Source organism: Clostridium coskatii (assembly GCF_001675205.1).
Lineage (GTDB): Bacteria > Bacillota > Clostridia > Clostridiales > Clostridiaceae > Clostridium_B > Clostridium_B ljungdahlii.
Window position 1 is genome coordinate 1 of sequence record NZ_LROR01000089.1, and the last position, 15,423, is coordinate 15,423.

15 protein-coding genes are annotated in these 15,423 nt (G+C 35.3%); 13 read left to right on the top strand and 2 right to left on the bottom strand.

The window, feature by feature from the left end; genetic code table 11:
- Window positions 1-287: 287 nt before the first annotated feature.
- Together CLCOS_RS19250 and CLCOS_RS19255 are read left to right on the top strand one after the other, a co-directional pair.
- Complete coding sequence (locus CLCOS_RS19250; protein WP_063601862.1) at window positions 288-848, top strand: hypothetical protein; 561 nt, start codon at window positions 288-290, stop codon at window positions 846-848.
- Window positions 849-864: 16 nt separating this feature from the next.
- The gene (locus tag CLCOS_RS19255; protein ID WP_063601863.1) at window positions 865-1,230 is read left to right on the top strand and encodes a VOC family protein; all 366 of its coding nucleotides are present in this window, start codon (window positions 865-867) and stop codon (window positions 1,228-1,230) included.
- A gap of 64 nt (window positions 1,231-1,294) precedes the next feature.
- Here the strand turns inward: CLCOS_RS19255 and CLCOS_RS19260 are convergent, their stop codons facing one another.
- Window positions 1,295-1,861 (bottom strand): isochorismatase family protein, encoded by a 567-nt coding sequence (locus CLCOS_RS19260; protein WP_063601864.1) that lies wholly within the window; start codon window positions 1,859-1,861, stop codon window positions 1,295-1,297.
- A 163-nt stretch (window positions 1,862-2,024) separates the two neighbouring features.
- Entirely contained in the window at window positions 2,025-2,579 is a 555-nt protein-coding gene (locus CLCOS_RS19265; protein WP_063601865.1) for a helix-turn-helix domain-containing protein, read from the bottom strand.
- 156 nt (window positions 2,580-2,735) lie between these two features.
- Here CLCOS_RS19265 and CLCOS_RS19270 point away from each other — a divergent pair, with 156 nt between their 5' ends.
- The 11 genes from CLCOS_RS19270 (at window position 2,736) to CLCOS_RS19320 (ending at window position 15,409) form a co-directional block, all read left to right on the top strand.
- On the top strand, window positions 2,736-3,710 hold the full coding sequence (locus CLCOS_RS19270; RefSeq protein WP_063601866.1) for a DMT family transporter: 975 nt from the start codon (window positions 2,736-2,738) through the stop codon (window positions 3,708-3,710).
- Window positions 3,711-4,055: 345 nt separating this feature from the next.
- Window positions 4,056-4,817, top strand: coding sequence for an AAA family ATPase (locus CLCOS_RS19275; RefSeq protein WP_063601867.1), 762 nt, complete (start codon window positions 4,056-4,058; stop codon window positions 4,815-4,817).
- Window positions 4,814-6,118, top strand: coding sequence for a nitrogenase component 1 (locus CLCOS_RS19280; protein ID WP_063601868.1), 1,305 nt, complete (start codon window positions 4,814-4,816; stop codon window positions 6,116-6,118). The genes CLCOS_RS19275 and CLCOS_RS19280 overlap by 4 nt, the downstream gene beginning before the upstream one ends.
- Window positions 6,119-7,180, top strand: coding sequence for a nitrogenase component 1 (locus tag CLCOS_RS19285; RefSeq protein ID WP_063601869.1), 1,062 nt, complete (start codon window positions 6,119-6,121; stop codon window positions 7,178-7,180).
- Entirely contained in the window at window positions 7,177-9,576 is a 2,400-nt protein-coding gene (hypF, locus tag CLCOS_RS19290) for a carbamoyltransferase HypF (RefSeq protein ID WP_063601870.1), read from the top strand. Before CLCOS_RS19285 ends, hypF begins: the two co-directional genes overlap by 4 nt.
- A complete protein-coding gene (locus CLCOS_RS19295; protein ID WP_063601871.1) occupies window positions 9,539-9,745 on the top strand; it encodes a HypC/HybG/HupF family hydrogenase formation chaperone in 207 nt (68 codons plus the stop codon). The genes hypF and CLCOS_RS19295 overlap by 38 nt, the downstream gene beginning before the upstream one ends.
- Window positions 9,745-10,803 (top strand): hydrogenase formation protein HypD, encoded by a 1,059-nt coding sequence (gene hypD, locus CLCOS_RS19300; protein ID WP_063601872.1) that lies wholly within the window; start codon window positions 9,745-9,747, stop codon window positions 10,801-10,803. Before CLCOS_RS19295 ends, hypD begins: the two co-directional genes overlap by 1 nt.
- Window positions 10,796-11,800 carry a hydrogenase expression/formation protein HypE gene (gene hypE, locus CLCOS_RS19305; RefSeq protein ID WP_063601873.1) on the top strand — a complete coding sequence of 335 codons (1,005 nt, stop codon included), beginning with the start codon at window positions 10,796-10,798 and terminating at the stop codon, window positions 11,798-11,800. The genes hypD and hypE overlap by 8 nt, the downstream gene beginning before the upstream one ends.
- A gap of 392 nt (window positions 11,801-12,192) precedes the next feature.
- The gene (locus tag CLCOS_RS19310) at window positions 12,193-12,963 is read left to right on the top strand and encodes an AAA family ATPase (RefSeq protein WP_023161797.1); all 771 of its coding nucleotides are present in this window, start codon (window positions 12,193-12,195) and stop codon (window positions 12,961-12,963) included.
- Window positions 12,936-14,279: a nitrogenase component 1 gene (locus tag CLCOS_RS19315; protein ID WP_242866970.1), complete on the top strand. Its 1,344-nt coding sequence runs from the start codon at window positions 12,936-12,938 to the stop codon at window positions 14,277-14,279. The genes CLCOS_RS19310 and CLCOS_RS19315 overlap by 28 nt, the downstream gene beginning before the upstream one ends.
- The gene (locus tag CLCOS_RS19320) at window positions 14,276-15,409 is read left to right on the top strand and encodes a nitrogenase component 1 (protein WP_063601875.1); all 1,134 of its coding nucleotides are present in this window, start codon (window positions 14,276-14,278) and stop codon (window positions 15,407-15,409) included. The genes CLCOS_RS19315 and CLCOS_RS19320 overlap by 4 nt, the downstream gene beginning before the upstream one ends.
- Window positions 15,410-15,423: the final 14 nt, after the last annotated feature.

A 15,423-nucleotide genomic window follows, 5' to 3' on the forward strand; every position in this document is an offset into this window, starting at 1 on the left:
TTATCATGCAGTCAAGGGTGGCGGTTCTAACAATCAAACCTTATTTTAGAAAAAATTCACAATCACCTAAGCTCTTACAAGCATATTTTTTGGAGTTATTTTTTTCATAGCTCACTTTACACTATCTAAAAAAGAACTTGGTGTATTCGGGTAGATAAGTGAGCATTAGGAAGAGCATAAAGTTTAAATAACAGAGAACAAATGATGAAAACTTTCAGTTTAGCTGAAAATCAACAATATTTGATATTTGAACTTTATTATTTGTAAATAGTAGGGGGTTAAATGATATGAGTATTAAAGAAGTTAATATGGACATTGACTCTAGGTTAAGTAAGCTTGTTTTCTTGGCAATCACATTAATTGCTACACCAATTCATGAATTTGGACATTTTATAGGTTTTGAGTTAAGTGGAATATCTGCGAAATTCGTTTTTAGTTATACAGAGCCTAAAAATGGTTTGGAAAACTTATGGGGATGTCTTGGAGGACCAGCAATTAATTTAATATTGGCGGTAATTGGATGCATTATTGTCTATATCTTTAGAAATAGGGAAAAAGTGTATATAGGTATGTATTTTGCTATAACTATGTGCCTTACAAGGTTAATTGCATATCTATTATTTATAATTATCAATCCTTACAATATGTTTCCAATTAATGATGAAGGTTTGATTGCAAAATTTTTGAATGTACCAATATGGCAGGTATATGGCTTTTTTATAGCTGCATTTATTTTTTTATTATTAATTTTAAGATCAATAAAAAAGGATTATTTTTATAAGTGTTTTAAATATGCTTTCGCATTTTACTTCTTTATAGATATATTATTTGCAATTAGAATTTATTAAAAAAGAGGTGATATATATGAAAGATTATGATAACTTTTTACTTCCTGTTGACTCCCTTGAAAAGGCAAAAGATTATTATGGAAATGTTCTAGGGCTAGATGCTAAATTTGACTTCTCCAATATGGGTATGACAGCCTATAAAGTTGGACAGCAGGAACCGGCCATAATTTTAAAAGACAAATCAAAATTCCCGGATACAAAACCAATTATATGGTTTGTGGTGGATGATGTAAAGGCAGAATATGAAAAATTAAAAGCCAAAGGAGTAAAATTTCTATCGGAACCTTTTGAAATCAAAACGAGAATTACCGTTGAATTTGAATATCCCTTTGGAAATAGACTGGGCATTACGGATTATACAAAAGTTGCAGACAATAAATGAGTTTAAATAGCCTGAAGTTATGATAAATAGCTTCAGGTTTATTTTTTCAGCATCAATTAGAGCATTAGAAAATAATGCTCATGCCTTTTTCTTTAAACTCATTTAGAGTATTTATATGTTCGGTTTCATCCACGTATCCAAGGCCATTTGCAAGAATAGTCACGTTGAATCCATTTTTCACGAGATCAAGTATCGTTTCTTTAACACAGTATTCGCTGGCAATTCCACATATTATAATGTTTTTGTCAAGTACCTCGTGAAGTCTTTTATTTTTAATATTTAGTGCATTGTAGGCTGAATACTCTTCAACATCATCGTTCATACCTTTTCTAAAAATAATTTCAGAATTTTGTGGAGATTTATTTTTATCCTTTATTCCAAGAGTGAATTTTTCAGAAAGTAAAGCTCCTTCAGTGCCTTCTACACAGTGAATGGGCCACATTCCACCATTTTTTTGAAATGACTTATTTGTCATTTCGTGAGAGTCACATGAATAGAATACATTAAGATCAGGATTTTTACTTATAAAATCTATAATATGCAGTATAGCATTTTCTGAATTTTTACATGCAAGACTGCCAGTTATAAAATCATTTTGACAATCGATTACTAATAAAGATTTTTTACTCATAATATTTACCTCCAATTAATGTTTAATTATTACCAATCTACTGTTTAATTATAAGTTCATCAAATTTATTTTGCTCAATTTGAGGTTTATTGATCAAAATAAATATGTAAAATGTACAATTTTCTTCAAATTTCATAGCTTTTAGTTTAAAATTGGGTTGTATTTACTTATAATACATTATTATATTTTGGAATACTGCTTTTTTAGTAGTTGTATTTTTATAGGAGTGGGGCTTATTTCCCATAAATTTAATAGAATTTCCTTTTTGCAGTGTAAAACTATTGTCATTTATGATTAACTCCATTGTACCTTCTGTAACAATAATATATTCTTCAACATCATCATTATGTGGGGTAGATGCGTGGTTACATCCTGGTTCTAATTCTATAGTAAATATCTCAAATCCTTTATTATTATCAAATGGAAATATTGAATATAATTTCATTCTATTGTTGTCTTCTAATAAGGGAACAATGTCATCTTGATGTATTACTTTTAAGTCATCCTCTTTTTCATTGATAAAGGATGAAAAAGATACTTTTAATCCAGTTGAGATTTTCCACAAAGTAGATACGGTTGGATTTGATAGACCTCTTTCTATTTGGCCTAACATCCCTTTGCTTACCCCGGTTAGCCTTGATACATCATCCAAACTTAAGTTTCTTCTAAGACGTATATTTTTAAGCTTAGTGCCTATAATTAAATTCAAATTTTTCATGAGTTTAACTCCTTATATAGCGATTTTTACATTATAACATCTACAATTTTATAATAATTTTTGAATTAAGTAAAATATTATCAATAACATATTGTACAAAATAACATATATATGTATAATATATTGCATAGAAATTATAGATGGGAAGTAATAGTAGTGAAAAAAGCAATTATACTGGGAATAACAGCTTCATTCTTTTTTGCCTTTACTTTTGTGCTTAATCAACAAATGAATTTTCATGGTGGAAGTTGGATATGGAGTTCTTCATTAAGATACATTTTCACCCTTCCAATTTTATTTGTTATCATGATTGTTAAAAATGAGTTATCTGAAGTGGTAAGTGATATAATAAAAAGACCTATGAAGTGGATTGTCTGGAGTACAGTAGGATTTGGATTATTTTATGCACCTTTAAGTTTTGCTTCAATATATGGTCCTTCATGGTTAGTTGCTGGAACATGGCAAATAACAATAATTGCAGGGGGTCTTCTTTCTCCTTTATTTTTTAAAGCTGTAAAAAGGGATAATAAAGTTTTTAAAGTAAGAAATAAAATTCCTAAAAAAGTGTTATCCATTTCGCTGCTAATTTTATTTGGAATATTTTTAATGCAGTTTCAGCAGATACAGGAAATATCCAGTATAAAACCTTTGATAGGAATTATTCCTGTAATTATAGCAGCTTTTTCATATCCTTTAGGCAATCGAAAGATGATAGAAGTCTGTGAAAACAAATTTACCACATTTCAAAGAGTATTTGGTATGACTTTGTGCAGTATGCCTTTTTGGATAATATTGTCCATATGTGGTCTTATGTCTGTAGGGGTACCAAGTAGGGGACAGGCAGTACAGTCTCTTGTAGTTGCCATTTGCTCCGGAATTATTGCTACGATACTGTTCTTTAAAGCAACGGATATAGTTAGCAGTGATACGCGTAAGTTGGCGGCAGTGGAATGTACCCAATCAGGTGAAGTTATATTTACTCTTTTAGGGGGAGTGTTTGTGTTTCATGATAAAATACCAACGGGAGTTGACTTAATTGGAATACTGCTTATTGTTATTGGTATGATTTTAAATAGCTGTATTGTTGACAAGAGAGAAGAAAAGAAAGAAGCCTATGAAGATATAGTGTAATTTAATTCATTTTTCATGCCTTTGTCATGAAGAATTTGGTGTAATTTCTTGACAGTACCAATTTTAGGTGATAAACTGAATATATAAAAATTTGGAAAACGTTTGTTTCACATTTTAATTAAAAATTAATATTTTTGTCACTCTGAAGCGAAGGTGTCCTGAGATAAAGAGCGGGCAGTAAGAAATTAATATATTATGTGTTGCTTATCTGAACTTAGTGGGAGAAACAAACTTCACTAAGTAAGATTAATTGATATATTATGACCGCATTTAAGCTCTTCCCAAACTCGGGAGGAGTTTTTTTACATAAGAAGATAAAAATGAAATACCATAGGGGGTTAAAAAATGCTGAAAATAGCTATATACGGAAAAGGCGGTATTGGGAAATCTACAATTACCAGTAATTTGTCAGCAGCCTTTGCCAAGCTTGGGAAGAAAGTTATTCAGATAGGATGTGATCCTAAAGCAGATTCCAATAGCAATTTGCTTGGAGGAAAAACATTAATGCCTGTAATGAATTATATGAGAGAATTTGATGCAGATCCAGAAAAAATTGAAGATATTTCAAAAGTAGGTTTTGGCGGCGTTCTGTGTATAGAGACCGGCGGCCCTACACCAGGACTTGGTTGTGCAGGTAGAGGAATTATTACTACATTTAATTTATTAGAGGATTTAAATCTTTTTGAAGAATATAAGCCAGATGTTGTACTTTATGATGTTTTAGGCGATGTAGTTTGCGGTGGATTTGCAGCACCTATTCGTGAAGGATATGCTGAAAAAGTACTTATTGTTACTTCTGGTGAAAAAATGGCCCTCTATGCAGCAAATAATATAAATAGTGCAGTTAAAAATTTTGCAGATAGAGGTTATGCAAAGGTGTTTGGTATCGTATTCAATCATAGAAATATTGAAAATGAAGAAGAAAAAGTAAAAGATTTTGCCAGCAAGGAACATCTTCCTATTGTAGGTGATATCCCAAGAGACAATAATATCAATCATTTTGAGGAGATGGGGAAAACAGTTATTGAAGGAGATCCTAACCTTCCAATAAGTAATTGCTTTTTCAACTTAGCCAAATTATTGATTAAAAGTGAGGAAATGAAATGAAAAAAGAGTCATATTATATTACAGCAGAAAACTTAGCCGCAGTAGGCAAAGATAATATTCCTGCAGAACTTATTTCAAATACCCATTTGATTTACAGTTCACCAGCAACTCTTTCTTTTAATTCACCTGGTGCGCAGGGGTTTGGAGTTAAGCGTGCAGGACTAGCAATACCAGGGTCAGTTATGCTTTTAGTAGCTCCAGGATGCTGCGGCAGGAATACGACAACATTAAGTGAGCAGGGTGGATACAGTGAGAGAATGTTCTACTTGGTAATGGATGAAACTGATATTGTTACTGGAGCCCATTTGAAGAATATTCCACGGGCAGTTGAAGAGATTTGTAAGTGTACACCAAGTATGCCGTCAGTGGTTATGATTTGTATTACATGTGTTGATGCACTCCTCGGAACAGACATGGAGCGTGTTTGCAGAAAAGCTATGGATAAGGTAAATATTCCTGTTCTTCCCTGTTATATGTATGCATTAACAAGAGAAGGTCGTAAGCCTCCTATGGTACATGTAAGGCAGTCCATTTATTCACTTCTTAAACCAATGGAAAAAAAGCTGGATACAGTTAATATACTGGGATATTTTGCTCCACTTATGGAAAACTCAGAACTATATGATTTGCTGCACCATATTGGCATGAAGAAAATAAATGAGATCTCCCGCTGTAAAGATTTTGATGAATATATGCATATGGGAGAGGCAAATTTTAATCTTGTATTGAATCCAGAAGCAAGATTTGCAGCAGATGATATTATGAAACGACTGAATATTCCATCAGCAGAGCTTGTACGACTGTATCAGATAGATAAAGTACAAAGTCAATACAAAATTTTCACCAGTGCTCTTGGTACAAGCTTTGATGATCAAAAATATTATGATGAAGCAAAAAAGGCCATAGATGAATTAAAAGCTGCTTATCCTGATATAACCTTTGCAGTAGGTGAAGCAATGAATGCTAATTCTTTTGAACTCTCCTTGGCACTTTTAAGATATGGATTTAAAGTAGCTGAAATATATGCTAGTCTTACGGCTGAAGACTTTGTTTATATCAGAAAAGTTGCAAAATTGAGTCCTAAGACTAAGATTTATTCCAATCTTGAACCTACCATGATTTATTATGACTGCAGTGAAGAAAAGATTGATATAACCATTGGCAAGGATGCAGAGTACTACCACCCTGATTGTGTAAATGTACCTTGGAATGAGGACATGCAGCCCTTTGGGTATGCTGGCGTAAAAAAATTATTTGAGGAATTGAAACATTCGTTGGATTGTTTTGGTAAGGAGGCATAGATGAAAGGATTAAGAAAATACATACCACCTTTTGCACCAGATCAGTCTGGTGCAGCATCTGTTCTTTATAAGCTTGGGGGAATTATAGTTATCTGTGATGCAGGGGGATGTGCTGGTAACGTATGTGGATTCGATGAGCCTAGATGGAATGCAGAAAAAAGTGCCATTTTCAGTGCTGGTCTTCGTGATATGGATGCTATACTGGGGCGCGATGACAGGCTTGTGGCAAAACTTGCAGATGCTGCTAAAAAAGTGGAAGCAAAATTTGCAGCAATTATCGGAACTCCGGTACCTTCAGTTATTGCTACTGATTACAAAGCAATAAAGAAAATGTCAGAAAAGAAACTTGATGTACCGGTCATTACCATAGAAACTACGGGTATGGAATTATATGATATAGGGGCTGAAAAGGCTTATCTTAAGATGTTTGAGACCTTTGCAAAGGATGGCCTCACAGTAGATGAAGAAAGTATTGGTGTAATTGGTACAATCCCACTTGATGTAAGTGATTTAAAGGCAGCAGATAAAATAGAAATGACACTAAAATCTGAGGGCTTCAAAAATGTTTACTGCTACGGAATGGAATCGGATTTGTCAAAGGTAGAGGCTGCAGGGAGTGTATTTAAAAATATAGTAGTATCACCTGCTGGATTAAAGGCTGCACAGTATTTAAAAGAGAGATTTGGAACACCTTATGAAATTTATTATCCGCTGGTAGGAGATATGTTACAGGATGAGATGAAAGGACAGTTTAAAAGTTTTGAGGGTAAAAAAGTTTTAGTAATACATCAGCAGGTTATAGCAAATTCTATCAGAGATAAAATAAATGAAAATGTGAATTCAGACATAACAGTTGCTTCCTGGTTTATGTTAAAGGACGAGCTTAAAGAAGCAAAGGATATTTCTCTTACAGAAGAGGACCAGTTTGTAGAACTTATAGAACAAGGAAATTACGATGTAATTGTATGTGATAATATATTGAAACGTGCAATACCTAACTTCAAGGGAAGGTATGTGGGCACACCACATTTTGCAGTTTCAGGAAAGATGTGTATGATATGAAAGATTATAAAACTTTATCTATTAGAGTCTATGGTATTGTGCAGGGAGTTGGATTTAGACCTACAGTAAGCCGTCATGCAGATAAAAATCATATACGGGGAAGTGTATGCAATAAAGGACCTTATGTGGAAATATGGGCTCAAGGTAGTGAAAGTGAATTAGAGGGTTTTTTGTACGATTTAGAACACAATCCTCCAAAACGTTCATCAATATTAAAAATTGATGTGCATAAAGAGGAAGAGTCAGAAAAATTTCAGGACTTTGAAATTATTGAAAGTGAACATGTACAAGGTGAGATTTTTGTATCTCCTGATATTGCCATCTGTCCAGAGTGTAAAAGAGAACTTTTTGATAAGAATAACAGACGATATCTTCATCCCTTTATAAACTGTACGTGCTGCGGACCAAGACTTACTATTTTAGATTCCATGCCTTATGATCGTGTACGTACCAGCATGGGTGAATTTCCAATGTGTCCGGAGTGTGAATATGAATATACTCATGCAGAAACTCGAAGATATGATGCGCAGCCGGTATGCTGCAATGAATGCGGCCCGGAGGTTTACTTAATTGGAAGAGGCGAGCGGGGCAGGACTGCAATTACTTATACAAGACAAGTAATCCATGATGGAGGGATTGCAGCTATAAAGGGAATTGGAGGTTTCCATCTTTGCTGTGATGCCACAAATCAGGAAGCTGTAGAGAGGCTTAGAAAATTAAAGACAAGACCTGCAAAGCCCTTTGCAGTTATGATGCGGGACATGGAAACTGTAGAACGTGAATGTGAAGTTACAAAAGTTCAAAAAGAAGTACTGGATGGTCATCAGAAACCAATTATACTTCTGAAAAGAAAGCAAAGCAAAATGGTGTGTGATGCTGTGGCACCTGATAATCCAAAGATTGGAGTTATGCTTCCCTATGCTCCTGTTCAACTTTTGATATTTACATATGATGATGATATAGTTATGCCGGATTGCCTGGTTATGACAAGTGGTAATACATCAGGTGCACCAATATGTAGAGATGACAATGATGCAATAACAGAATTATCAAAGATGTGTGATGTTATTTTATCACATAACAGAATGATTCGTATTCGTGCAGATGACTCGGTTATGGATTTCTTTGAAGAAAAACCTTATATGATAAGGCGTTCCAGAGGATATGCGCCGCTTCCGTTTATGGTTTCAAACGGATTTAAAGGGGAAGTACTGGCAGTTGGTGGTGAACTCAAGAATACTTTTTGTATAGGCAAAAATGATTTGTTTTATCAGTCTCCATATGTTGGTGACATGGAAGATTTGAGAACAGTAAAAGCATTGAAAGAGTCTATTACAAGATTGGAAACTCTGCTTGAGACGACGCCAACAATTGTGGCATGTGACATGCATCCAAAGTATAATACTACGTGCATTGCACAGGAAATTGGAATTCCCGTATTTCAGGTTCAACATCATTATGCACATATTCTATCTTGTATGGCTGAAAATGATTATTCTGATCCAGTTATAGGCGTTTCATTTGATGGAACGGGATATGGAACAGATGCAACCATTTGGGGTGGAGAGCTATTAGAAGTTACTTATGATGGATTTGAAAGGCTTGGCAGCATAAAACCTTTTGTTCAGATTGGTGGTGACATGTCAGCTAAAGAGGGCTGGAGAATTGCGGTATCCATGATTTACAGTATATACAAAGATAAAGAAAAAGCAGCTGAAGTTGTAAGACAGCTTAAATTATGTGATGAGAAGAACTGCGATGTTCAGTTTATGATGGCTGACAACAAAATAAACAGCATAACATCTACAAGTGCAGGGCGTTTGTTTGATGCTGTAAGTGCTATCTTGAATATCAGAAAACAATCATCTTTTGAAGGGGAAGCTTCTACTACCCTTGAATTTGCAGCAGAGGCTTATGAAGAAAAACATGCAGACCATAATAGTGGCAGCAAAATTACTGATGAGGATAGTATTGAACTTTCAAATCTTGTTTATGAGAATTCAAATGGACAGCTAATTTTGGCAACAGATGTTTTAGTAAAGAAAATCATAGAGGAAACTTTAGCTGGGAAAGATGCAGCGATGCTTGCTTACTTTTTCCATGAAAAATTGTCAGATATGATTGCAGCTGGATGTATACAAGCTTCTAGAAACACTGGAATCAAAACTATAGCATTAAGCGGAGGAGTATATCAAAACCAGTTATTATTAAAAATGAGCCTAGACCGTTTGAGAAAACTTGGATTTAAAGTTTTAATTCATAGTTTGTTGCCGCCAAATGATGGTGGAATAGCACTAGGTCAGGCAGTAGCAGCAATGGAACATATAAATAAATTAAAAAAAGGGGAGGAGAATAACTATGTGTATAGGTTTACCAGCAAGAGTTGTAAAGGTTAAAGAAGGAATGGCTCTAATTGATGCTTCAGGAGCAAAAAGAAAGGTATCTGCAGAATTAATCGATGAATTGGAACCAGGCGATTATGTTATGGTTCATGCAGGAATCGCCATTTCAAAAATTACAAACGATGATCAGAGTGAAACAGATAAAATCATGGAGGAATTATAATGGCTGAGAACATAAAAAAAACTGCAAAGGAGATTATTGAATCCTATGATGGACCAAAGATCCGTATTATGGAGGTTTGCGGAACGCATACCCATGAGATATTCAGACTTGGAATCAGAAATATAATACCAGAAAATATTGAACTCATATCAGGACCAGGATGTCCGGTTTGTGTTACACCAGTTGGCTTTATTGATGAAGCTATTATGCTGGCCCTTGACCATAATGCTACCATATGTACCTTTGGAGATTTAGTAAGAGTGCCTGGTTCAGAAATGAACCTTGCTGGAGCCAGATCAAAAGGCGCCAAAGTTCAAATAGTATATTCACCTATTGATGCTTATGAGTATGCTAGAGACCACCTTGATGAGCAGGTAGTATTCTTATCAGTAGGATTTGAGACAACCACACCTGCCAGCTGTCTGGCTGTAAAAAAGGCAAAAGGTGCAGAACTTAAGAATTTTGCATTACTTACGGCAAACAAAACCATGCCGGGAGTATACAAAACACTAAAAAATAGCGCAGATGCGTTTTTATATCCTGGCCATGTACATGCTATTACAGGTACGGAGTTATGTGAGTCTTTAGTTAACGAAGGCGTTAGTGGAGTAATAACAGGTTTTACTGCAAATGAAATTATGACAGCACTTGCTGTAGTAATCACAAAATTACAAGAAGGAGAAAGCTTTTTTAAAAACTGTTATCCGAGAGTTGTAACATATGAAGGCAGTAAAGCGGCTCAGACTATTGTATCTGAAGTCATGGAGGACTGCGATTCTGAGTGGAGAGGTCTTGGTGTTATCAAAAATTCAGGACTTAAATTGAAGGAAGCTTATAAAGAGTTTGATGCCAGAGACAAATTTCATTTAGGAAAAGTAGAGGGAAGAAGTAATTCGGCTTGCCGATGTGGTGATGTTTTGCAGGGAAAATGCAAGCCGTCGGATTGCAAAGTATTTGGCAAAGGGTGTACGCCACTACATCCTGTTGGAGCCTGTATGGTATCTAATGAAGGAGCATGTTCAGCATATTATCAGTATGGAGGAAAAATAAATGGATAAAACAGTTACACTAGCTCATGGAGCTGGAGGAAGACAAACATCAGAATTAATAGATCAGGTTTTTAGAGCTCATTTTTCGAATCCTGACCTGACAGCAGATGATGCTGCAGTATTGAACATTAACGGAGGAAAACTAGCTTTTACAACAGATGGATTTATTGTTTCTCCATCGGAATTTCCAGGTGGAAATATTGGTAAATTAAGCATTTGTGGTACAGTAAATGACTTATCCTGTATGGGAGCCAAACCGCTGTATTTATCCTGTGCCTTTGTCATTGAAGAGGGCTTCCCAATGGATAAATTAGAGAAAATTGCAGCAGCCATGGAAAAGACTGCAAAGGAAGCAGGGGTTAAAATAGCCGCAGGAGATACAAAGGTTGCTGGAAAAGGGCAAGTTGATGGAGTATTTATAACAACAACAGGTATAGGACAGATTATGGATGATGCTAATACCTCTGGTTTTAATGCAAAACCAGGCGATGCGATTATTGTAACCGGTGATATAGGGCGACATGGATGTACTGTTTTACTGGCACGAGATGAGTTTGGAATTGAAGCAGATGTAACCAGTGATTGTGCACCATTATGGGGTACAGTAAAAGCTATGTTTGATACGTCAAAAGATATTCATGTAATCAGAGATGCTACACGTGGAGGTGTCGGTACGGTATTATATGAAATTGCCGAGCAGAGCAAAGTTGGAATTAGATTAGATTCAAAGAGTATACCGGTAGCAGATGGTGTAAAAGGTGTATGCGGCATGCTGGGACTAGAACCACTATATCTTGCATGTGAAGGAAGACTTGTAGTTTTTGCTCCAAAAGAAATTGCTCCAAAACTTGTGGATACATTACATAAAGGTAAATATTCAAAAGATGCAGCCATTATTGGTGAGGTCACTTGTGATATGCCGGGACGTGTTATTGTAAAAACAGAAATCGGTGCTGAAACATTGCTGCCACCTCCAGGAGGAGAATTGCTTCCAAGAATATGTTAATACAATAAAGCAAGAATATGTTAATACAATAAAGCAAGAATAGATAAATGTTGGTAAATTAAAACTCAACTTTCGGAGTTTAAAAACTTTGCGAAGCAAAGCTTCGCAAGTTAAGAATTAATAATTAAGAATTAATAGTGAAGGATGATTTTTAGCTATCGCAAAAAATCTTTAAATTTACACAGGTCAGTGTTTAGTAATGTTTTGCTTTAGCAAAACGAACTTTCAAAAATTTAATTAAAGATTTTTTGTAGTGTAACGGAAAAAAATCCACATTAACTATTAATTCTTCATTCTTAACTATTAACTAAAAAAATTACGTCGTGATTTTTTTATATTAAGTCAAATCTTGTATATGAGAAATTTGAGTTAGAGTATGGAGGAAACACATTATGATAAAAATTGCAGTGTATGGAAAAGGCGGTATTGGAAAATCTACAACAGTTTCTAACATATCAGCTGCACTTTCTGATAAAGGAATAAAAGTTATGCAGATAGGATGCGACCCTAAAGCTGATTCTACAGTTTCACTTCATGACAAAACAAATATGAATACGGTGCTTGAACTTGTAAGGGAAAAGAAGAATAATTTTGATTTAGAAGATATGGTTACTGTTGGGTACAATGGCGTCATATGTGTAGAAGCAGGTGGACCTAATCCGGGCCTTGGATGTGCAGGCAGGGGAATTATAGCAGCACTTGAAAAATTGAAGGAAAAAGGTGCGTATGAGGTATATAAACCAGATGTGGTAATATATGATGTATTGGGTGATGTAGTATGTGGAGGATTTTCTATGCCAATGCGTAAGGGCTACGCAGACAAAGTATTTATTATAACCTCAGGTGAAAACATGGCGATTCATGCAGCTGCCAATATTGCAATGGCCATAGAAAACTTTAAAAATAGAGGTTATGCTGGCCTTGGAGGTCTTATTCTTAACAGAAAAGATGTGAAGAATGAATACGAAAAAGTAAGCGAATTGGCAGAGGATATTCATTCAGAAATAGTTGGTACCTTGGACAGAAGTGAGGTCGTTCAGGAAGCAGAAACTTTGAACAAGACGGTAATAGAAGCATTTCCTGAAAGTGATATGGCAAAACAGTATAGAAAGCTGGCAGAGATCATCATGAGGATATGTGGAAAGGAGATATCATGCTTATAAATGTATCTGGACACGTTGAGGCAGGTACCTGTACTTTAATAAAAGATGCTGCATTTCCTGAGCCATTTGTATCTGGCCTGCAATATAACGCTCCTGCTAGGGGAGTATGGAATATAGTTCATGTTGGAATGCTTATTCCAAAGTCGCATCAGATATATGTATGTGCAGCAAACTGTTTAAGAGGAGTTGTTCTTACAGCAGCAGAAATGGGCACATTGGACAGATTCTCAACTATAGCTGTGCAGGAAAATAATGTGCTTGAAGGTGATATGGAGGAACTTATCATTGAGGGTGTATCAGATATACTCAGTAAACTTCCACAAAAACCTCCAGCAGTTCTAATATTTACTGCCTGCATACATTATTTTATGGGATGTGATTTGGAGCTAGTTTACACAGAATTACGAAAAAGATATCCGGATGTGGCTTTCACGGATTGTTATATGGATCCAATTATGAGAAAAAGCGGCCTGACTCCGGATGAGAAAATGAAACGTCAATTATACAGCATCCTTCAACCAATGGAAATTAACAAAAAAAGCATTAATATCATTGGTAACAATATTCCTACGGATGAAAGCAGTGAACTTATACGGACCATTCGTGAAAATGGATATGAACTGAAAGATATTACTTTTTGCAAAACCTATGATGAATATCTTAATATGGCTGAAAGCTGTGCAAACATATCCTATCTGCCTGTTGCAATACCAGGTGGAGATTATTTGCAAGACAAATTAGGACAGAAGCACCTGCATTTGCCTTTATGTTATGGATTTGATGAAATAACAAAAAATTTGAATACATTGAGCGAGTATTTAGGATTACCAAAAAAAGAATATGCAGATGAAAAGTCAGCAGCTTTAAATGCTTTGAAAGAAGCAAAAAAAGTCATTGGTGGTGCAAAGATCTCCATAGATTATACAGCTGTTCCAAGACCTTGTGGACTTGCACGATTGCTTGTACAAAATGGATTTAATGTGGATAGGCTGTATGTAGATTCATTTACAAAATGGGACAAGACAGATTTTGACTGGCTTGTAAAAAACAAACCTGAGATTAAAGTGTATGCTACAGTACATGCAAAGATGGGTGTTCTGGATAGAAAATGTAGTGAAAAGAGTCTTGCAATAGGACAAAAGGCTGCTTATTTTACAGGAAGTGAATACTTTGTAAATATAGTAGAAGGCGGCGGCATGTATGGCTTTGATGGAATTGTGAGACTTGCTGGACTTATGAAAGAAGCTTTTACATGTCCTAAAGATGTACGAAAGCTTATACAAATCAAAGGATGGAGGTGTAATTGCTGCTTATGAAACAGGCATCAGCATTTATTTCAACATATACGGCAGATGTATCAGGTGTTTGTTCCGCACTATATGAATTAGGCGGGATGACTGTAATGCATGATGCATCAGGGTGCAATTCAACATATACTACTCATGACGAACCACGCTGGTATGATATGGACAGCATGATCTATATTACAGGCCTTTCTGAAATGGAAGCTATCATGGGTGATGATGAAAAATTAATACATGATATTGTGGCAGCTGCAAATGAGTTACATCCTAAGTTTATAGCTATTGCAGGTACACCTATTCCAATGATGATAGGCACAGATTTTCCAGCTATTGCAGAAGTGATTGAAAATGAAACTAAAATTCCTACGTTTGCTATCGAAACAAATGGAATGCACTCTTACATATGTGGAGCAGGACAAGCTCTTGCTGAAATAGTAAAACGATTTACCCTAACTGGTATGCCTAAAAAAACCAAAAGTGTAAATGTACTTGGAGCTACTCCCCTGGATTATTCAGTAAACAGCAGTGTAGATAGCATTAAAAGACGATTAGCTGAAGCTGGTTTTCAAGTTTTATCTGTATGGGCAATGGAAAGTACATTGGAGCAAATGAAACAAGCTGGAGCTGCAGAAGTAAACTTAGTTGTTTCTTCTACTGGACTTTTAGCAGCAAAAGAATTACAGAAGAAGTTTGGAACACCATATGTTGTAGGCGTTCCAATGGGAGATCAGTTTGCAGATGTAGTAATGAAATCACTGGATAGGGCAATTAGTACAGGAAAATCCCAAATTGCATATGATAAACGAGCTATGTGTGGTGGTGACACAGTTATTATTGGAGAAAGCATTTATTCTGAATCATTAGCTGCGGCACTTGCACTCGAAAAAAATATGAGAGCTAAAATATTATGTCCTTTGGAAACAGAAGCTGATTTGTTATTACCAGAAGATATTTTGGCAGAAGATGAAGATAGTATAATGCTGCATTTGCAAAATACTGCAGTTGTGATTGCAGACCCTATTTATCGCAGGATTATTCAGCCTGGTACTAAATTTATATCACTTCCACATGAAGCTTTTTCAGGAAGAATTTATAGAAAAGATATTCCAAATTTAATTGATAACATAGATATAATAAAGTGAATTAAAAGAGAATA